We start from the raw sequence: 19,514 nt of genomic DNA, 5'->3' as shown, positions 1-19,514 counted from the left end.
ATGTCGAAACTCGGCAACCTCGGCGCTCGACTGCACCGTGGCGAGATCGGCTACGACTTCGTCAAGAACCGCAAGATCTGGTACGGCCTGTCGATCCTGATCACCATCACGGCCATCGTCGGCCTGGCGGTCCGCGGCCTGCACATGGGCATCGAGTTCCAGGGCGGCGCCGTCTTCACCACCCCGAAGAACACCAGCGTCTCGGTGTCCCAGGCGGAGGGCTACGCCGAAGAGGCCTCCGGTCACGACGCGATCGTCCAGAAGCTGGGCGACGGCAGCCTGCGCATCCAGGTCGCCGGCATCGACACCGGCGCCGCCGACAAGATCAAGGAGCAGCTGTCCGACGACCTGAAGGTCGACGCGGAGCAGATCAACGCCGAACTGGTCGGGCCAAGCTGGGGTGACCAGATCGCCAACAAGGCCTGGCAGGGCCTCGGCATCTTCATGGTGCTCGTGGTGATCTACCTCGCGATCGCCTTCGAGTGGCGCATGGCCGTCGCCGCGTTCGTCGCACTGATCCACGACATCACCATCACGGTCGGCATCTACGCCCTCGTCGGCTTCGAGGTCACACCGGGCACGGTGATCGGTCTGCTGACCATCCTCGGCTACTCGCTCTACGACACGGTCGTGGTGTTCGACAGCCTGAAGGAACAGACCAAGGACATCACCAAACAGACCCGCTGGACCTACAGCGACATCGCCAACCGGTCGATCAACAGCACCCTGGTCCGCTCCGTCAACACCACGGTGGTCGCGCTGCTGCCGGTGGCGGGCCTGCTGTTCATCGGCGGCGGTGTCCTCGGCGCCGGCATGCTGAACGACATCTCCCTGTCGCTCTTCGTCGGTCTCGCGGCCGGTGCGTACTCCTCGATCTTCATCGCCACGCCGCTCGTCGCCGACCTCAAGGAGCGCGAGCCGGCGATGAAGGCCCTGAGGAAGCGCGTCCTGGCCAAGCGGGCCCAGTCCGCCGCCAAGGGCGAGGGCGAGGTCCACGACGAGGCGTACGCGGATGAGCCGGAGGACGCCGCGCCCGCCGTCGTCGGCCCCCGCAACCAGCCCGCGTCCCGCACCCGCGGACGTGGCCGCCCCTCGGGGAAGCGCCGGTGACCGACATCCAGGAGCTGCTGCTCAGCCGCATCCGGGACGTGGCCGACTACCCGGAGCCGGGCGTGATGTTCAAGGACATCACCCCGCTGCTGGCGGACCCGGCGGCGTTCACCGCGCTCACCGACGCCCTGTCGGAGATCGCCGAGCGCACCGGCGCCACCAAGGTCGTCGGCCTGGAGGCCCGCGGGTTCATCCTGGGCGCCCCGGTCGCCGTCCGCGCCGGCCTCGGCTTCATCCCGGTGCGCAAGGCGGGCAAGCTCCCCGGAGCCACCCTCTCCCAGGCCTACGACCTGGAGTACGGCTCGGCGCAGATCGAGGTCCACGCCGAGGACCTGGCCGCCGGCGACCGTGTCCTGATCGTCGACGACGTCCTCGCCACCGGCGGCACCGCCGAGGCCTCGATCCAGCTCATCCGCAGGGCCGGCGCCGAGGTGGCGGGCCTCGCCGTCCTGATGGAGCTCGGTTTCCTCAGCGGCCGCGCCCGCCTGGAGCCCGCGCTGGAGGGCGCCCCGCTGGAGGCACTGCTCACGGTCTGACGGCCGCCGGACGCCCCGGCGCGCACAGACACCGCACCGCGAAGGCGGACCCCGGAGGAATCCGTGGTCCGCCTTCGGTGTTTGGGGGTAGACGGCTCTCACATCGGCCTGAAGGCGATCCAGAAGCCCAGGATCGCTACCATGGGGTCTCCGGAGCCTGACCGGGGGACCCGGATCGCGCACGAGGAGTCCTCTTGCCAGACGAGGCCCAGCACCTGACCGCCGCCAAGCCCGAGTCCGCCTCGGCGGCCGCGGCGAAGCCCGCGCCGACCACGCCCCACGCGAAGAACGACACCCGCGGGCCGGTCGAGCACGCCCAGTCGGCACCGGTCGACAAGCCCGCCGAGCAGGCCCGCCCCAAGCCCGCCCCGCCGGTGCGGCAGGCCTCGGGCCAGTCGGCCCGCAGCGGCTCCTCCAACCGCGTCCGCGCCCGCCTGGCCAGGCTCGGCGTGCAGCGCGCGAACCCGTACAACCCGGTGCTGGAGCCGCTGCTGCGGATAGTGCGCAGCAACGACCCCAAGATCGAGACCGCCACGCTGCGCCAGATCGAGCGCGCCTACCAGGTCGCCGAGCGCTGGCACCGCGGCCAGAAGCGCAAGAGCGGCGACCCCTACATCACGCACCCCCTCGCCGTCACCACCATCCTCGCCGAGCTGGGCATGGATCCGGCCACGCTGATGGCGGGCCTCCTGCACGACACCGTCGAGGACACCGAGTACGGCCTGGAGGACCTGCGCCGCGACTTCGGCGACGTCGTCACCCTGCTCGTCGACGGCGTCACGAAGCTGGACAAGGTCAAGTTCGGCGAGGCCGCCCAGGCCGAGACCGTGCGCAAGATGGTCGTCGCCATGGCCAAGGACCCCCGCGTCCTGGTCATCAAGCTCGCCGACCGCCTGCACAACATGCGCACCATGCGCTACCTCAAGCGCGAGAAGCAGGAGAAGAAGGCGCGCGAGACCCTGGAGATCTACGCGCCGCTCGCCCACCGCCTGGGCATGAACACCATCAAGTGGGAGCTGGAGGACCTCGCCTTCGCGATCCTCTACCCCAAGATGTACGACGAGATCGTCCGGCTGGTGGCCGAGCGCGCGCCCAAGCGCGACGAGTACCTGGCCATCGTCACCGACGAGGTCCAGCAGGACCTGCGTGCGGCCCGCATCAAGGCGACCGTCACCGGCCGCCCCAAGCACTACTACAGCGTCTACCAGAAGATGATCGTCCGCGGCCGGGACTTCGCGGAGATCTACGACCTGGTGGGCATCCGCGTCCTCGTGGACACCGTCCGCGACTGCTACGCGGCCCTGGGCACGGTACACGCGCGATGGAACCCGGTCCCCGGCCGGTTCAAGGACTACATCGCGATGCCCAAGTTCAACATGTACCAGTCGCTGCACACGACGGTCATCGGCCCCGGCGGCAAGCCCGTCGAGCTGCAGATCCGCACCTTCGACATGCACCGCCGCGCCGAGTACGGCATCGCCGCGCACTGGAAGTACAAGCAGGAGGCCGTCGCCGGCGCCTCCAAGGTGCGCACCGACGCGCCCAAGTCGTCCGGCAAGAGCAAGGACGACCACCTCAACGACATGGCCTGGCTGCGGCAGCTGCTGGACTGGCAGAAGGAGACCGAGGACCCCGGCGAGTTCCTGGAGTCGCTCCGCTTCGACCTCTCGCGCAACGAGGTCTTCGTCTTCACCCCCAAGGGCGACGTCATCGCGCTCCCCGCCGGCGCCACCCCCGTCGACTTCGCGTACGCCGTGCACACCGAGGTCGGCCACCGCACCATAGGCGCCCGCGTCAACGGCCGCCTGGTCCCGCTGGAGTCCACCCTCGACAACGGCGACCTGGTGGAGGTCTTCACCTCCAAGGCACCCGGCGCCGGGCCGTCCCGCGACTGGCTGGGCTTCGTCAAGTCACCCCGCGCCCGCAACAAGATCCGCGCCTGGTTCTCCAAGGAGCGCCGCGACGAGGCGATCGAGCAGGGCAAGGACGCCATCGTCCGCGCCATGCGCAAGCAGAACCTGCCGATCCAGCGCATCCTGACCGGCGACTCCCTGGTGACGCTGGCGCACGAGATGCGCTACGCCGACATCTCCGCGCTGTACGCGGCGATCGGCGAGGGGCACGTCTCCGCGCAGAACATCGTGCAGAAGCTGGTGCAGGCCCTCGGCGGCGAGGAGGCGGCCACCGAGGAGATCGACGAGTCGGTCCCGCCGGCCCGCGGACGCAGCCGCAAGCGCCGCTCCAGCGCCGACCCCGGCGTCGTCGTCAAGGGCGTCCAGGACGTGTGGGTCAAGCTGGCCCGCTGCTGCACGCCCGTACCCGGCGACCCGATCATCGGGTTCGTCACGCGCGGCAGCGGCGTATCGGTGCACCGCAGCGACTGCGTGAACGTGGACTCGCTGTCCCGCGAGCCCGAGCGCATCCTCGACGTGGAGTGGGCGCCCACGCAGTCCTCGGTCTTCCTGGTCGCCATCCAGGTCGAGGCACTGGACCGCTCCCGGCTCCTGTCGGACGTCACGCGCGTGCTGTCCGACCAGCACGTCAACATCCTCTCCGCGGCCGTCCAGACCTCCCGTGACCGGGTCGCCACGTCCCGCTTCACCTTCGAGATGGGCGATCCGAAGCACCTCGGCCACGTGCTGAAGGCGGTCCGCGGCGTGGAGGGCGTCTACGACGTGTACCGGGTGACGTCGGCCCGCAGCAGGACGTGAGCCGCCGGTAGCCGGACGAACGGCGGAGGGGCTCCCCGTACGCGGTGTACGGGGAGCCCCTTCGCCGTGTCGTCCTCGGGAGCCCCGGGATCAGCCCCCGAACTCCTGCAGGCCCTTCAGGGCCTGCTCCAGCAGCGCCTGGCGGCCGTCCAGCTCACGCTGCAGCTTGTCCGCCTTGGCGTTGTTGCCCTGCGCGCGTGCCTGCTCGATCTGGCCCCGCAGCTTGTCCACCGCGGCCTGCAGCTGACCGGTCAGACCCTCGGCGCGTGCGCGTGCCTCCGGGTTCGTCCGGCGCCACTCGGCCTCCTCGGCCTCCTGGATGGCCCGCTCCACGGCGTGCATGCGGCCCTCCACCTTGGGCCGGGCGTCGCGCGGCACGTGGCCGATGGCCTCCCAGCGCTCGTTCACATTGCGGAACGCGGCCCGGGCCGCCTTCAGGTCGGTGATCGGCAGGAGCTTCTCGGCCTCCTCGGCCAGCTCCTCCTTCAGCTTGAGGTTCTCCGCCTGCTCGGCGTCCCGCTCGGCGAAGACCGAGCTGCGGGCCGCGAAGAAGACGTCCTGGGCGCCGCGGAAGCGGTTCCACAGGTCGTCCTCGTGCTCCCGCTGCGCTCGGCCCGCCGCCTTCCACTCGGACATCAGCTCGCGGTAGCGCGCGGCCGTGACGCCCCAGTCCGTCGAGTTCGACAGCGCCTCGGCCTCGGCGACCAGCCGCTCCTTGGTGCGGCGGGCCTCCTCACGCTGGGCGTCCAGTTGCGCGAAGTGCTGCTTGCGCCGCTTGGAGAACGCCGACCGGGCGTGCGAGAAGCGGTGCCACAGCTCGTCGTCGGACTTGCGGTCCAGCCGCGGCAGGCCCTTCCAGGTGTCCACCAGGGCCCGCAGCCGCTCACCGGCCGCCCGCCACTGGTCCGACTGCGACAGCTCCTCCGCCTCGGCGACCAGCGCCTCCTTGGCGTGGCGCGCCTCGTCGGACTGTTTGGCCCGCTGCGCCTTGCGCTCCTCGCGACGCGCCTCCACCAGCTCCACGAGCTTGTCCAGCCGGACCCGCAGGGCGTCCAGGTCACCCACCGCGTGGTGGGCGTCGACCTGCTCCCTGATGTGGTCGATGGCCGCCTGGGCGTCCTTGGCCGACAGGTCGGTGGTCTTCACTCGCTTCTCGAGGAGGCCGATCTCGACAACCAGGCCCTCGTACTTGCGCTCGAAGTAGGCCAGCGCCTCATCGGGGGAGCCTGCCTGCCAGGAACCGACCACCTGCTCGCCGTCGGCCGTACGCACGTACACGGTCCCCGTCTCGTCGACGCGGCCCCACGGGTCGCTGCTCACAGCGCCTCCTCCACATGATGCCTGCGGGGGGCCTGCGGCACCCCCGGGCATCGTCCACAGTTTCGTCACGGCCAACATAGGCGACCGGCGGGGGGCCTGTCCGCATCCCGCGCGACCGAAATTTCGCAGTTGAGGGTCAAGACTCGCTGATCGTGGCCTTGTTGATCACGACCGTCGCGTTGGGCGCGGTGTTGCCCGTCTGGGGGTCGGGAGCCTGCGCCCCGGCCTTGGCGATCTTCTGCAGGACCTTCATGCCGGCTTCGGACACCGTACCGAACGGTGTGTAGTCGGGCGGCAGCTGGCTGTCCCGGTACACGAGGAAGAATTGGCTGCCGCCGCTGTCGCGGCCCTGCTTGGTCTGGGCGTTGTACTGGTTCGCCATCGCGACCGTGCCCGCCGGGTACACCCCGCCCTTGAGGCTCTTGTCCTTCAGGTTCTCGTCCGGGATCGTGTAGCCGGGACCGCCCATGCCGGTGCCCTGCGGGTCGCCGCACTGCAGGACGTAGATGCCCTGGTCGGTGAGGCGGTGGCACTTGGTGTGGTCCAGGTAGCCCTTGTCGACGAGGAACTTGAACGAGTTGACCGTGTGCGGGGCCGCCGACGCCTTCAGCGCGATGCCGATCTCGCCGCAGGTCGTGTCCAGCTTCATCGTGTACTTCGCCGACTCGTCGATGGCCATCGACGGTTCCTTCTTCCAGGTCTGCGACTCGACCTTGCCCGGGGCAGGCTTCTCGCAGGGGTCCGGGGCCTTGCTGGGCGAGGCGCTCGGCGTGACCTCCGCGCCCGCGTTCTCCTTCTTGCCGTCGTCCTCGAACGGCTTCGTCAGGAAGACCGTCACGGACAGCACCACGACCACGCCGAGCACCGAGGCGATCACGGAGTTGCGGATACGGGTCTTGCGTCGCGCGTCCGTGCGTCGCTGCTGCTGCCGCAAGAACTTCTCCCGGGCGAGCTGACGCCGCCGCTGTTCCTGGCTGACCACCGGGTTCTCTCCTCCTGGGTCCAAAAACGTCGACCGTACGCGTGCGTCCTGTGTGCCGACCGCCTGCGTGTGCCCCGTACCGTATATGGGTTCGCTGAGGAATCGGCAGCGCCGGTAGGCTCTGTGAGCAGCCGTAGCCACCCGTATCGACACAACGAAGGACGATCGTGCTCATTGCCGGGTTCCCCGCCGGGGCCTGGGGGACGAACTGCTATCTCGTCGCCCCCGCCGCCGGTGAGGAGTGCGTGATCATCGACCCCGGCCACCAGGCCGCCGACGGCGTCGCCGAAGCGGTCGCCAAGCACCGGCTCAAGCCCGTCGCCGTCGTCCTCACCCACGGCCACATCGACCATGTGGCCTCGGTCGTCCCGGTCTGCGGCGCGCACGACGTGCCGGCCTGGATCCACCCCGACGACCGGTACATGATGAGCGACCCCGAGAAGGCGCTCGGCCGCTCCATCGGGATGCCGTTGATGGGGGAGCTGACCGTGGGGGAGCCGGACGACGTCAAGGAACTGGCCGACGGCTCCAAGCTGGAACTGGCGGGCCTGGAACTGTCCGTCGCGCACGCGCCCGGCCATACCAAGGGGTCGGTGACCTTCGGCATGCCCGAGGCGGCGGACATCCCGCCGATCCTGTTCTCGGGCGACCTGCTGTTCGCCGGCTCCGTCGGACGCACCGACCTGCCCGGCGGCGACATGGCCGAGATGCTCGACTCGCTGGCCCGCGTGTGCCTGCCGCTCGACGACTCGACCGTGGTGCTGTCCGGCCACGGCCCCCAGACGACCATCGGCCAGGAGCGCGCCACCAACCCGTATCTGCGGCAGGTGGCGGCCGGCCAGGGAGCCCAGCCCGCTCCCCGACGAGGAATGTGACGAGAGACGTCCTGTGAGCACCTTCAAGGCCCCCAAGGGCACGTACGACCTGATCCCGCCGGACTCCGCGAAGTACCTGGCGGTGCGCGAGGCGATCGCCGCGCCGCTGCGCAACTCCGGCTACGGCTACATCGAGACGCCGGGCTTCGAGAGCGTGGAACTCTTCGCGCGCGGGGTCGGTGAGTCGACCGACATCGTCACGAAGGAGATGTACGCCTTCGAGACCAAGGGCGGCGACCAGCTCGCCCTGCGCCCCGAGGGCACGGCCTCGGTGCTGCGGGCCGCGCTGGAGGCCAACCTCCACAAGGCCGGCAACCTCCCGGTCAAGCTCTGGTACTCCGGTTCGTATTACCGCTACGAGCGTCCGCAGAAGGGCCGCTACCGCCACTTCTCCCAGGTCGGTGCGGAGGCGATCGGCGCGGAGGACCCGGCGCTGGACGCCGAGCTGATCATCCTGGCCGACCAGGCGTACCGCTCGCTCGGCCTGAACGAGTTCCGGATCCTGCTCAACAGCCTCGGGGACAAGGAGTGCCGCCCCGTGTACCGGGCGGCACTGCAGGACTTCCTGCGCGGCCTCGACCTGGACGAGGACACCCTGCGCCGTGCGGACATCAACCCGCTGCGCGTCCTGGACGACAAGCGCCCGGAGGTCCAGAAGCAGCTGGCCGACGCCCCGCTGCTGCGCGACTACCTGTGCGACGCGTGCAAGGCGTACCACGAGGAGGTCCGCGAGCTGATCGCGGCGGCGGGCGTCGCCTTCGAGGACGACCCCAGGCTGGTGCGCGGTCTGGACTACTACACCCGCACGACCTTCGAGTTCGTCCACGACGGCCTCGGCTCCCAGTCCGCGGTGGGCGGCGGCGGCCGTTACGACGGCCTGTCCGAGATGATCGGCGGCCCCGCGCTGCCGTCCGTCGGCTGGGCCCTCGGCGTCGACCGCACGGTCCTCGCGCTTCAGGCGGAGGGCGTCGAGCTCGAACTGCCCGCCGCCACCAGCGTCTTCGCCGTCCCGCTCGGCGAGGAAGCCCGCCGGGTCCTGTTCGCCAAGGTCGGCGAACTGCGCAAGAACGGCATCGCGGCCGACTTCTCCTACGGCGGCAAGGGCCTCAAGGGCGCCATGAAGAACGCCAACCGCAGCGGCGCCCGCTACGCGATCGTCGCCGGCGAGCGCGACCTCGCCGAGGGCGTCGTCCAGCTCAAGGACATGGAGTCCGGAGAGCAGACGGCCGTCGGCGTGAACGAGATCGTGGCGGAGCTGGAAGCACGGCTCGGCTGACGGCACCCGCGCGGACCGCCGTACCCGCGAAGGCGCCGGGCATCCGACGGGGTGCCCGGCGCCTTCGCCGTCCCGCGGGCTCGCACTCCTGTGCCCCCGGGCGAACGCACGTCGGCCGAAACACAACCCTCAGGGACGACCGTGCGGGCATCCTTGTCCCCGGCGAACGGTGCGCACACAGGTCGGTGCGGCACAATGGCCCTGCCCGAAGAGGTTCAGGTCTCGAGTGACGGAATCGGCGAGATGAGCAAGACGACAGTGAAGGACGTCTCCGCGGAGCCCGAGCCGGAGCGCGCCGGGACCGCGCCCCGCGCGGAGGGCGGCAGCCGGGCCCTCGCCCTGTTGCTGGTGATCACCGGTGCGGCCGGACTGCTCGCCGCGTGGGTCATCACCCTGGACAAGTTCAAGATCCTCGAAGCCAAGGTCGAGGGCGAGACGTTCACGCCCGGCTGCAGCTTCAATCCGGTGGTGTCCTGCGGCAGCGTCATGGAGAGCAAGCAGGCCGCCGTCTTCGGCTTCCCCAACCCGATGCTCGGCATCGCCGCCTACGCCGTCGTCATCCTCGTCGGCGTCAGCCTGCTCGCGCGTGCCCGCTTCCCGCGCTGGTACTGGCTCACCTTCAACGCCGGCTGCCTGTTCGGCGTGGGCTTCTGCGCCTGGCTGATGTTCCAGTCGCTGTACCGGATCAACGCCCTGTGCCTGTGGTGCTGCCTGGCCTGGGTCGCCACGATCGTCATGTTCTGGTACGTGACGTCGTTCAACATCCGCACGGGTTTCCTGCCCGCCCCGGGCTGGCTCAAGAGCTTCTTCGGCGAGTTCACCTGGGTCATGCCCGTGCTGCACATCGGCATCATCGGCATGCTGATCCTGACTCGCTGGTGGGACTTCTGGCTCAGCTGAACCCGGGCCCCGAGCCGGGCCGGGGCCGACTGTCGGTGCCGTGATTTAGGGTTTGCGACGTGGAGCCCGACCTGTTCACCGCCGCAGCAGAAGAACGCCAGGAGAAGGAGCCGTCCAGCAGCCCCCTGGCCGTGCGGATGCGCCCGCGCACCCTCGACGAGGTCGTGGGCCAGCGGCATCTGCTGAAGCCGGGCTCGCCGCTGCGCAGACTGGTCGGGGAGGCCTCCGGACCCGCCGGGCCCTCCTCGGTGCTCCTGTGGGGCCCGCCCGGCACCGGCAAGACCACCCTCGCCTACGTCGTCTCCAAGGCGACCGACGCCCGCTTCGTCGAGCTGTCGGCGATCACCGCCGGCGTCAAGGAGGTCCGCGCGGTCATCGACGGTGCCCGCCGCGCCTCCGGCGGCTACGGCAAGGAGACCGTCCTCTTCCTCGACGAGATCCACCGCTTCAGCAAGGCCCAGCAGGACTCCCTCCTGCCCGCCGTGGAGAACCGGTGGGTCACGCTCATCGCGGCGACCACGGAGAACCCGTACTTCTCGATCATCTCCCCGCTGCTGTCCCGCTCCCTGCTGCTCACCCTCGAACCGCTCACGGACGACGACATCCGTGGCCTGCTGCGCCGGGCCCTCACCGACGACCGCGGCCTCAAGGGCGCCGTCACCCTCCCCGAGGAGACCGAGGACCACCTCCTGCGCATCGCCGGCGGCGACGCCCGTCGCGCCCTGACCGCCCTCGAGGCCGCCGCCGGAGCCGCCCTGGACAAGGGTGAGCCGGAGATCGCGCTGACCACGCTGGAGGAGACGGTCGACCGGGCCGCCGTGAAGTACGACCGCGACGGCGACCAGCACTACGACGTGGCCAGCGCCCTGATCAAGTCCATCCGCGGCTCCGACGTGGACGCCGCCCTGCACTACCTGGCCCGGATGATCGAGGCCGGCGAGGACCCCCGCTTCATCGCCCGCCGCTTGATGATCTCGGCCAGCGAGGACATCGGCCTGGCCGATCCGAACGCCCTGCAGATCGCGGTCGCCGCCGCCCAGGCCGTCGCGATGATCGGCTTCCCCGAGGCGGCCCTCACCCTCAGCCACGCCACCATCGCCCTGGCCCTCGCGCCCAAGTCCAACGCCGCGACCACCGCGATCGGCGCCGCCCTGGAGGACGTGCGCAAGGGCCTGGCCGGACCCGTCCCGGCACACCTGCGCGACAGCCACTACAAGGGCGCCACCAAGCTCGGCCACGGTCAGGGGTACGTGTACCCGCACGACCTGCCCGAGGGCATCGCCGCCCAGCAGTACGCCCCGGACGCCCTCAAGGACCGCGAGTACTACGAGCCGACCCGGCACGGCGCGGAGGCCAGGTACGCGGACGCGGTCGAGTGGACCCGGAAGAACCTCGGTCGTAAGCGGTCCTGAGCACCCTGTAAACTCGTCCGGAGTGCCGCGTCCCGTGCAGTCAGAACGGGACAGTCGGCCGGAGTCGGCCAGGGGCGCGTCCCCGGACCGGTTCCAGGAGCGTCGCGCACCGTCGAACGGTGTCGCGGGCAGCCCACCACCCCCCGTCGTGAGGACGGTACCGGTCGGTGGGCCACTCGCGTGCTGCACGTATGTGCCCAGACCAGGGGAGCGGCTGCCCACCGAGGTCCCACCGGACCGAGGCGGGTCTCCCCGGCTGCGGATGCGACCTCCCACAACCCTGACAAGCCGAATCAAGGAAATGAGAAACAGTGGCGAACCAGTCCCGCCCCAAGGTCAAGAAGTCGCGTGCCCTCGGCATCGCGCTGACCCCGAAGGCCGTCAAGTACTTCGAGGCCCGTCCCTACCCGCCGGGTGAGCACGGCCGCGGCCGCAAGCAGAACTCGGACTACAAGGTCCGTCTGCTCGAGAAGCAGCGCCTGCGCGCCCAGTACGACGTGTCCGAGCGCCAGCTCGTCCGCGCCTACGAGCGTGCCTCCAAGGTCCAGGGCAAGACCGGTGAGGCCCTGATCATCGAGCTCGAGCGCCGTCTCGACGCCCTGGTCCTGCGTTCGGGCATCGCCCGCACGATCTACCAGGCCCGTCAGATGGTCGTCCACGGCCACATCCAGGTCAACGGCAAGAAGGTCGACAAGCCCTCCTTCCGTGTCCGCCCGGACGACGTCGTGCAGGTCCGCGACCGCTCCAAGGAGAAGACGCTCTTCACGATCGCCCGTGAGGGTGGCTTCGCCCCCGAGGGCGAGACCCCGCGCTACCTCCAGGTGAACCTCAAGGCCCTGGCGTTCCGCCTGGACCGCGAGCCGAACCGCAAGGAGATCCCGGTGATCTGCGACGAGCAGCTCGTCGTCGAGTACTACGCCCGCTGATCTCCAGCAGGCACGCGGTACGTCAGCCCGCCGCCCCGCCCGCCCTCACCGGCGGGCGGGGCGGCGGGCTTTCGCGATCCCCCTACGCCCGGGCGGTAATCCGGTACGGAGCCCCATCCCCGGCGCGATAGGCTCGGCGTACGACTTTTTCGAAGTTCAGGCGCGTTTCAGGGAGCGGGTGCACAGTGTCCGGTGGAGAGGTTGCCGGGATCCTGGTGGCCGTCTTCTGGGCGATTCTGGTCTCCTTCCTCGCCGTCGCGCTGGCGAGGCTGGCCCAGACGCTCAGGGCGACCACCAAGCTCGTGGCGGACGTGACCGACCAGGCCGTCCCGCTGCTGGCCGACGCCTCGACGGCGGTGCGCTCCGCGCAGACCCAGATCGACCGGGTCGACGCGATCGCCTCGGACGTCCAGGAGGTCACGTCGAACGCCTCGGCGCTGTCGACCACCGTCGCCTCCACCTTCGGCGGCCCCCTGGTCAAGGTCGCCGCCTTCGGCTACGGCGTGCGCCGGGCCCTGGGCGGCCGCAAGGAGGACGCGCCGTCCGCCAAGGCACCGAGGCGCACCGTGATCGTGGGCCGGACGGTCACCCGGCGCAGCGCCCGAGGGAAGAGGGACTGAGAGCCAGCGATGTTCCGCCGTACCTTCTGGTTCAGCACGGGCGTCGCCGCCGGTGTGTGGGCCACCACCAAGGTCAACCGCAAGCTCAAGCAGCTGACCCCCGAGAGCCTCGCGAGAACCGCCGGGAACAAGGCGATCGAGGCGGGCCACCGCATCAAGGACCGCGCGGTCGGCTTCGCGCTCGACGTCCGGGAGAACATGGCCGCGCGGGAGGCCGAGCTCGGTGAGGCCCTCGGCATCAACGAGAATCCCGAACTGCCCGCGCCCCGGCGGTACCCCGCCATCGAGAACCGCGACAACCCCCCGTACGTCGAGGGTTCGACGTACCCGACGTACCCGTACAACCGGAATGAGGACCACTGATGGAGTCGGCTGAGATTCGCCGCCGCTGGTTGAGCTTCTTCGAGGAGCGCGGTCACACCGTCGTCCCTTCGGCGTCGCTCATCGCGGACGACCCGACTCTGCTCCTCGTCCCGGCCGGCATGGTCCCCTTCAAGCCCTACTTCCTCGGTGAGGTCAAGCCGCCCTTCGCCCGCGCCACCAGCGTGCAGAAGTGCGTGCGCACGCCGGACATCGAAGAGGTCGGCAAGACCACGCGGCACGGCACGTTCTTCCAGATGTGCGGCAACTTCTCCTTCGGCGACTACTTCAAGGAAGGCGCCATCAAGCTCGCCTGGGAGCTGCTCACCAGCTCCCAGGACGAGGGCGGTTACGGCCTCGACCCCGAGCGCCTGTGGATCACCGTCTACAAGGACGACGACGAGGCCGAGCGCATCTGGCACGAGATCGTCGGCGTGCCCAAGGAGCGCATCCAGCGCCTGGGAATGAAGGACAACTACTGGTCCATGGGCGTGCCCGGCCCGTGCGGCCCCTGCTCCGAGATCAACTACGACCGCGGCCCCGAGTTCGGCGCCGAGGGCGGCCCCGCCGTCAACGACGAGCGGTACGTGGAGATCTGGAACCTGGTCTTCATGCAGTACGAGCGGGGCGAGGGCACCGGCAAGGACAACTTCGAGATCCTCGGCGAACTGCCCAGCAAGAACATCGACACCGGCCTCGGCCTCGAACGCCTCGCCATGATTCTGCAGGGCGTGCAGAACATGTACGAGATCGACACCTCGATGGCCGTCATCGACAAGGCCACCGAGCTGACCGGCGTCCGCTACGGCGACGCCCACACCTCGGACGTCTCCCTGCGCGTGGTCACGGACCACATGCGCACCGCCACCATGCTCATCGGTGACGGCGTCACCCCGGGCAACGAGGGCCGCGGCTACGTGCTGCGCCGCATCATGCGCCGCGCCATCCGCAACATGCGCCTGCTTGGCGCCACCGGACCGGTCGTCAAGGACCTGATCGACGTCGTCATCGGCATGATGGGCCGGCAGTACCCCGAGCTCATCACCGACCGCGAGCGCATCGAGAAGGTCGCCCTCGCCGAGGAGAACGCCTTCCTCAAGACGCTGAAGGCCGGCACGAACATCCTCGACACCGCCGTCAGCGAGACCAAGCAGTCCGGCTCCACCGTCCTGCCCGGCGACAAGGCCTTCCTGCTCCACGACACCTGGGGCTTCCCGATCGACCTCACCCTGGAGATGGCCGCCGAGCAGGGGCTGTCCGTGGACGAGGACGGCTTCCGGCGCCTGATGAAGGAGCAGCGGGAGCGCGCCAAGGCCGACGCCCAGGCCAAGAAGACCGGCCACGCCGACATGGGCGCCTACCGCGAGATCGCCGACAAGGCCGGCGAGACCGACTTCATCGGCTACACCGACACCGAGGGCGAGTCCACGATCGTCGGCATCCTCGTCGACGGCGTCTCCTCGCCGGCCGCCACCGAGGGCGACGAGGTCGAGATCGTCCTCGACCGCACCCCGTTCTACGCCGAGGGCGGCGGACAGATCGGCGACACCGGCCGCATCAAGGTCGACTCCGGCGCCGTCATCGAGATCCGCGACTGCCAGAAGCCGGTCCCGGGCGTGTACGTCCACAAGGGCGTCGTCCAGGTCGGCGAGGTCACCGTCGGCGCCACGGCCCACGCCTCGATCGACGCGCGCCGCCGCACGGCCATCGCCCGTGCCCACTCGGCCACGCACCTCACCCACCAGGCCCTGCGCGACGCCCTCGGCCCCACGGCCGCCCAGGCCGGTTCGGAGAACCAGCCCGGCCGCTTCCGCTTCGACTTCGGCTCGCCCTCGGCCGTTCCGACGGCCGTGATGACCGACGTCGAGCAGAAGATCAACGAGGTCCTCGCCCGCGAACTGGACGTCCAGGCCGAGGTCATGGGCATCGACGAGGCCCGCAAGCAGGGCGCCATCGCCGAGTTCGGCGAGAAGTACGGCGAGCGCGTCCGCGTGGTGACCATCGGCGACTTCTCCAAGGAGCTGTGCGGTGGCACGCACGTGCACAACACCGCCCAGCTGGGCCTGGTGAAGCTGCTCGGCGAGTCCTCCATCGGCTCGGGCGTCCGGCGCATCGAGGCCCTGGTCGGGGTGGACGCCTACAACTTCCTCGCCCGGGAGCACACGGTCGTCGCCCAGCTCCAGGAGCTGATCAAGGGCCGTCCGGAGGAGCTGCCGGAGAAGGTCTCCGCCATGCTCGGCAAGTTGAAGGACGCCGAGAAGGAGATCGAGAAGTTCCGCGCCGAGAAGGTCCTCCAGGCCGCCGCCGGTCTCGCCGAGTCCGCCAAGGACGTGCGGGGCGTCGCCGTCGTGACCGGACAGGTCCCGGACGGCACGACCGCCGACGACCTGCGCAAGCTGGTCCTCGACGTGCGCGGGCGCATCCAGGGCGGCCGGGCCGCCGTGGTCGCCCTGTTCACGGTGGCGAACGGCAAGCCGCTCACGGTGATCGCCACCAACGAGGCCGCCCGCGAGCGCGGCCTGAAGGCCGGCGACCTGGTCCGCGCGGCCGCCAAGACCCTCGGCGGCGGCGGTGGCGGCAAGCCCGACGTCGCCCAGGGCGGCGGCCAGAACCCGGCCGCCGTCGGTGACGCCGTGGACGCCGTGGAGCGTCTCGTCGCCGAGACGGCCAAGTAGAGACGGCCGAGACCATGCGCAGAGGACGTCGGCTCGCGATCGACGTCGGGGACGCCCGCATCGGGGTCGCCTCGTGCGACCCCGACGGGATCCTCGCCACCCCGGTGGAGACGGTCCCCGGGCGCGACATCCCCGCAGCCCGGCGACGGCTGGGGCAGCTCGTCGAGGAGTACGAGCCGATCGAGGTGGTGATCGGCCTGCCCCGCTCCCTCAAGGGCGGCGAGGGCCCGGCCGCGGTGAAGGTCCGGGGCTTCGCCCAGGAACTGGCCCGCATGATCGCGCCGATTCCGGTGAGGCTCGTCGACGAACGCATGACGACGGTGACGGCCAGTCAGGGGCTGCGCGCTTCCGGCGTGAAGTCCAAGAAGGGCCGGTCCGTCATCGACCAGGCGGCAGCCGTGATCATCCTCCAGCAGGCCCTCGAATCCGAACGGGTGTCAGGCAAAGCACCCGGCGAAGGCGTCGAAGTGGTCATCTGATCGCGATACGGTAACGTTCCGCGCGATGCGGCGGCGTTCGAACAGCCGCCGCACAGCAAGAGGCGGGACGGGAGCCGGGCCGGAAGCCGCGCGACCCGCCGCCTCGCGGCTCTAGGGGATCGATGACTGAGTATGGCCGGGGCCAAGGCTCCGAACCGTGGCATCCGGAGGACCCGTTGTACGGGGACGGCGGATGGGGCGGCCCGCAGGCCCATCAGGGTCACCCGTCCCCCTACGGCCAGCCCCAGCACCACTCGCAGCAGCCGCAGCACGCGCAGCAGGGCGAGTGGGGCAGCGGTGAGTACCCCGGCTACGGCCAGACGCACCAGCAGTACCCGTACGACCAGCAGCAGTACGCGGCACAGGCCCACGGACAGCAGCAGTACCCCGGCCAGGGGCAGCCGCACGACCCGTACCACCAGCACCCCTACGGCGACGGCGGCTGGGACACCGGCGCCCACCAGCAGGTCTCCTACCCCGGCCACCCGGGCGATCCGTACGGGCAGCAGACCGGCGCGTACGAGCCGGCGGGCCCGCAGGACCCCTACGGCACGCCCGACACCGGTCCGGCCCCCGAGCCGCCCGGCCGGCGCCCCACCGGGCGCACCCCGGAACCCGAGGCGGAGACGGACTGGGACCCCGGCCCCGACCAGGGCGAGCACGCGTTCTTCGCGGGCGAGGACGACGGGGACGACGGCGACGATCCGCGCGACCGGCGCGGCGGAGACGACAAGCGCGGGCGCGGCGGCAAACCCAGGAAGCGCCGCAACGGCATGGCCTGTCTGCTGGTCGTCCTGATCCTCGGCGGCGGTGTGGCCGGTGCCGGCTACTTCGGCTACCAGTTCTACCAGGATCGTTTCGGCGACGCCCCGGACTACGCGGGCGACGGCACCGGCCAGGAAGTGTCCGTCGAGATCCCCGAGGGCGCGGACGGCTACGCGATCGGACGGGCACTGAAGGCCGCCGGGGTCGTCAAGAGCGTCGACGCCTTCGTCTCGGCCCAGGCCTCCGACCCCGACGGTCGTACCATCCAGGCCGGCGTCTACACGATGCGGAAGCACATGTCGGCCGCCAGCGCGGTCGAGCTGATGCTGAGCCCCGAGAGCCGCGACAACCTGATCATCGCCGAGGGCAAGCGCAACGCCGACATCTACCGCCTCATCGACAAGCGGCTGGAGGTCAAGGAGGGCACCACGGCCGCGGTCGCCGAGAAGGACTTCCGGAAGCTGGGCCTGCCCGCCTGGGCGCAGAACCACCCCCAGGTCAAGGACCCGCTGGAAGGGTTCCTCTACCCCTCCAGCTACGGCGTGACCGAAGGGCAGAAGCCCGCGGACGTGCTGAGGCAGATGGTCGCGCGGGCCACCGAGACCTACGACGAGCTCGGCGTCGAGAAGAAGGCCGCGAGCCTCGGGCTCGAGGACCCGTGGCAGCTGATCACCGTCGCCAGCCTGGTCCAGGCCGAGGGCACCAGCCACGACGACTTCCGCAAGATGGCCGAGGTCGTCTACAACCGCATGAAGCCGGGGAACCCGCAGACCAACGGGATGCTGGAGTTCGACTCGACCTACAACTACATCAAGAACCAGAGCAAGATCGACCTCAGCCTGAGCGAACTGCGCAACTACGACAACCCCTACAACACGTACTTCCACAAGGGCCTGCCGCCCGGTCCGATCGACAACCCGGGCGAGGACGCGCTCAAGGGCGCGCTCAACCCGACGGACGACGGCTGGTACTACTTCATCTCGCTCGACGGCAAGACCAGCAAGTTCACGAAGACGAACGCCGAACACCAGAAGCTGGTCGACCAGTTCAACGCCTCGCGCAACAACTGAGGAACCCACCATGGCCGCACCCCGCCGGGCCGCCGTGCTCGGCTCCCCGATCGCCCACTCGCTCTCCCCGGTCCTGCACCGCACCGCCTACCGGGAACTGGGCCTGGACGGCTGGACGTACGACCGGTTCGAGGTCGATGAGGCCGGGCTGCCCGCGTTCTTCGAGATGCTGGGACCCGAGTGGGCCGGGCTGTCGCTGACGATGCCGCTCAAGCGGGCCGTCATCCCGCTGCTCGACCGGATCAGCGACACCGCGGCCTCGGTCGACGCCGTCAACACCGTCGTCGTCACGGAGGACGGCCGCCGGACCGGCGACAACACCGACATCCCCGGCATGGTCGCCGCCCTGCGCGAGCACGGCATCGAACAGGCCGACTCCGCGGCGATCCTCGGCGCCGGCGCCACCGCCTCGTCCGCGCTGGCCGCACTGTCCCGGATCTGCCCGGGCGAGATCGCCGTCTACGTGCGCAGCGAGGCCCGGGCCGCCGAGATGCGGCAGTGGGCCGAGCGGCTGGAGGTCACGGTGCGCATCGCCGACTGGGCGGACGCCGAGCAGGCCCTGCGCGCCCCGCTGGTGATCAGCACCACGCCCGCCGGTGTCACCGACGCTCTCGCCCGGTCCGTGCCGGAGCGGCCGACGGCCCTCTTCGACGTCCTCTACGACCCCTGGCCGACCGACCTCGCCGCCCGCTGGTCGGCGTACGGCGGGGCCGTCGTCAGCGGTCTCGACCTGCTGGTGCACCAGGCGGTGCTCCAGGTGGAGCAGATGACCGGAATCGCTCCGGCGCCCCTGGACGCCATGCGAAAAGCGGGCGAGCGGGCTCTCGCGGCCCGCTAAGATCCGCTCTCGTTCCGCAGGGGGCGGAACACGGGGAGGGGAACGTCCGTCATGTCCGCAAGCCTGCCGCAGGCGTCCGCGAAGTCCGAGATGTTCGAGGTCGTGCTGCGCTTCCTGCCCGACTGGGTGCAGATCACGGTGCTCGCCCTGATCGTGCTCGCCCTCGTGGCGTCCTGGGTCGTGAAGATCAAGCGCAAGATCGTCCACCGTCGCGCCGTCCGCAACGGCCGGCCGGTGCACGCCGCCGCGCAGTACGGGCAGGGGCGCGGCGCCGACTACCTGGGACAGTACGCGCCGCAGCAGGCACAGGTGGCGTCCGGACAGGGCGGCGGCGCCGACCACCTCGGGCCCTGGGCCCCGCAGCCGGCGCAGTCCGCGCCGCAGCCGAGCGGCGCCGACTTCCTGGGGGCCTGCGCCCCGCAGCGCGGCCGGGGCGACGGCGCGTCCGCCTGATGGACCGGCGGCCGGACACCCGGCCCGGTCGTGGGAGGATCGGAGGTGGCGGACCGGAGCCGCGCAGCCGGTCAGGCCGTCGCCGTACGCGAGGACGTGCGTACGCAAGGCAGTACCAGGGCGCGAGCACTGAGGAGCACCGTTGAGCAGGTTGCGCTGGCTGACCGCGGGGGAGTCCCACGGTCCCGCACTCGTGGCGACGCTGG

The 19,514-nt window shown here is 70.4% G+C and carries 17 protein-coding genes; 15 read left to right on the top strand and 2 right to left on the bottom strand.

All coding sequences use genetic code 11. From position 1 onward, the window contains the following. The 3 genes from secF to relA all read left to right on the top strand — a co-directional run bounded on the left by secF (nt 1) and on the right by relA (nt 4,357). Nucleotides 1-1,110: a protein translocase subunit SecF gene (secF, locus tag Q5694_RS19495; protein WP_333934450.1), complete on the top strand. Its 1,110-nt coding sequence runs from the start codon at nt 1-3 to the stop codon at nt 1,108-1,110. Beyond that, on the top strand, nt 1,107-1,646 hold the full coding sequence (locus Q5694_RS19490) for an adenine phosphoribosyltransferase (RefSeq protein WP_333934449.1): 540 nt from the start codon (nt 1,107-1,109) through the stop codon (nt 1,644-1,646). The genes secF and Q5694_RS19490 overlap by 4 nt, the downstream gene beginning before the upstream one ends. Before the next feature lie 194 nt (nt 1,647-1,840). Beyond that, complete coding sequence (gene relA, locus Q5694_RS19485) at nt 1,841-4,357, top strand: GTP pyrophosphokinase (protein ID WP_333934448.1); 2,517 nt, start codon at nt 1,841-1,843, stop codon at nt 4,355-4,357. Nucleotides 4,358-4,447: 90 nt separating this feature from the next. On the opposite strand, the gene Q5694_RS19480 is transcribed toward relA, so the two are convergent. Both Q5694_RS19480 and Q5694_RS19475 read right to left on the bottom strand, forming a co-directional pair. Beyond that, nucleotides 4,448-5,677 carry a DUF349 domain-containing protein gene (locus Q5694_RS19480; protein ID WP_333934447.1) on the bottom strand — a complete coding sequence of 410 codons (1,230 nt, stop codon included), beginning with the start codon at nt 5,675-5,677 and terminating at the stop codon, nt 4,448-4,450. Between the two features lie 136 nt (nt 5,678-5,813). Continuing rightward, nucleotides 5,814-6,659, bottom strand: a complete 846-nt coding sequence (locus Q5694_RS19475) for a peptidylprolyl isomerase (RefSeq protein ID WP_333934446.1) — start codon at nt 6,657-6,659, stop codon at nt 5,814-5,816. Between the two features lie 167 nt (nt 6,660-6,826). Here Q5694_RS19475 and Q5694_RS19470 point away from each other — a divergent pair, with 167 nt between their 5' ends. From Q5694_RS19470 to Q5694_RS19415, 12 genes are all read left to right on the top strand, one after another. Further along, nucleotides 6,827-7,534, top strand: coding sequence for an MBL fold metallo-hydrolase (locus tag Q5694_RS19470; protein ID WP_333934445.1), 708 nt, complete (start codon nt 6,827-6,829; stop codon nt 7,532-7,534). A 13-nt stretch (nt 7,535-7,547) separates the two neighbouring features. Next, complete coding sequence (gene hisS / locus Q5694_RS19465; RefSeq protein WP_333934444.1) at nt 7,548-8,810, top strand: histidine--tRNA ligase; 1,263 nt, start codon at nt 7,548-7,550, stop codon at nt 8,808-8,810. 243 nt (nt 8,811-9,053) lie between these two features. Beyond that, nucleotides 9,054-9,710 carry a vitamin K epoxide reductase family protein gene (locus Q5694_RS19460; RefSeq protein WP_333934443.1) on the top strand — a complete coding sequence of 219 codons (657 nt, stop codon included), beginning with the start codon at nt 9,054-9,056 and terminating at the stop codon, nt 9,708-9,710. A gap of 59 nt (nt 9,711-9,769) precedes the next feature. After that, nucleotides 9,770-11,122 (top strand): replication-associated recombination protein A, encoded by a 1,353-nt coding sequence (locus Q5694_RS19455; RefSeq protein WP_333934442.1) that lies wholly within the window; start codon nt 9,770-9,772, stop codon nt 11,120-11,122. 311 nt (nt 11,123-11,433) lie between these two features. Beyond that, on the top strand, nt 11,434-12,048 hold the full coding sequence (gene rpsD / locus Q5694_RS19450) for a 30S ribosomal protein S4 (RefSeq protein ID WP_309096595.1): 615 nt from the start codon (nt 11,434-11,436) through the stop codon (nt 12,046-12,048). A 185-nt stretch (nt 12,049-12,233) separates the two neighbouring features. Further along, complete coding sequence (locus Q5694_RS19445; protein ID WP_333934440.1) at nt 12,234-12,668, top strand: DUF948 domain-containing protein; 435 nt, start codon at nt 12,234-12,236, stop codon at nt 12,666-12,668. A 9-nt stretch (nt 12,669-12,677) separates the two neighbouring features. Then, the gene (locus Q5694_RS19440; protein ID WP_333934439.1) at nt 12,678-13,031 is read left to right on the top strand and encodes a hypothetical protein; all 354 of its coding nucleotides are present in this window, start codon (nt 12,678-12,680) and stop codon (nt 13,029-13,031) included. Beyond that, entirely contained in the window at nt 13,031-15,703 is a 2,673-nt protein-coding gene (gene alaS / locus Q5694_RS19435) for an alanine--tRNA ligase (protein WP_333934438.1), read from the top strand. Before Q5694_RS19440 ends, alaS begins: the two co-directional genes overlap by 1 nt. Nucleotides 15,704-15,717: 14 nt before the next feature. After that, nucleotides 15,718-16,182, top strand: a complete 465-nt coding sequence (gene ruvX / locus Q5694_RS19430; RefSeq protein WP_333934437.1) for a Holliday junction resolvase RuvX — start codon at nt 15,718-15,720, stop codon at nt 16,180-16,182. Between the two features lie 122 nt (nt 16,183-16,304). Continuing rightward, on the top strand, nt 16,305-18,017 hold the full coding sequence (mltG, locus tag Q5694_RS19425) for an endolytic transglycosylase MltG (RefSeq protein ID WP_333934436.1): 1,713 nt from the start codon (nt 16,305-16,307) through the stop codon (nt 18,015-18,017). 10 nt (nt 18,018-18,027) lie between these two features. Further along, nucleotides 18,028-18,855 (top strand): shikimate dehydrogenase, encoded by an 828-nt coding sequence (locus tag Q5694_RS19420; protein ID WP_333934435.1) that lies wholly within the window; start codon nt 18,028-18,030, stop codon nt 18,853-18,855. Nucleotides 18,856-18,906: 51 nt separating this feature from the next. After that, nucleotides 18,907-19,308: a hypothetical protein gene (locus Q5694_RS19415; RefSeq protein WP_333934434.1), complete on the top strand. Its 402-nt coding sequence runs from the start codon at nt 18,907-18,909 to the stop codon at nt 19,306-19,308. Nucleotides 19,309-19,514: the final 206 nt, after the last annotated feature.

This window comes from Streptomyces sp. AHA2 (assembly GCF_036857595.1).
Taxonomy (GTDB): domain Bacteria; phylum Actinomycetota; class Actinomycetes; order Streptomycetales; family Streptomycetaceae; genus Streptomyces.
This window is presented reverse-complemented; position numbering and strand designations above follow the sequence as displayed.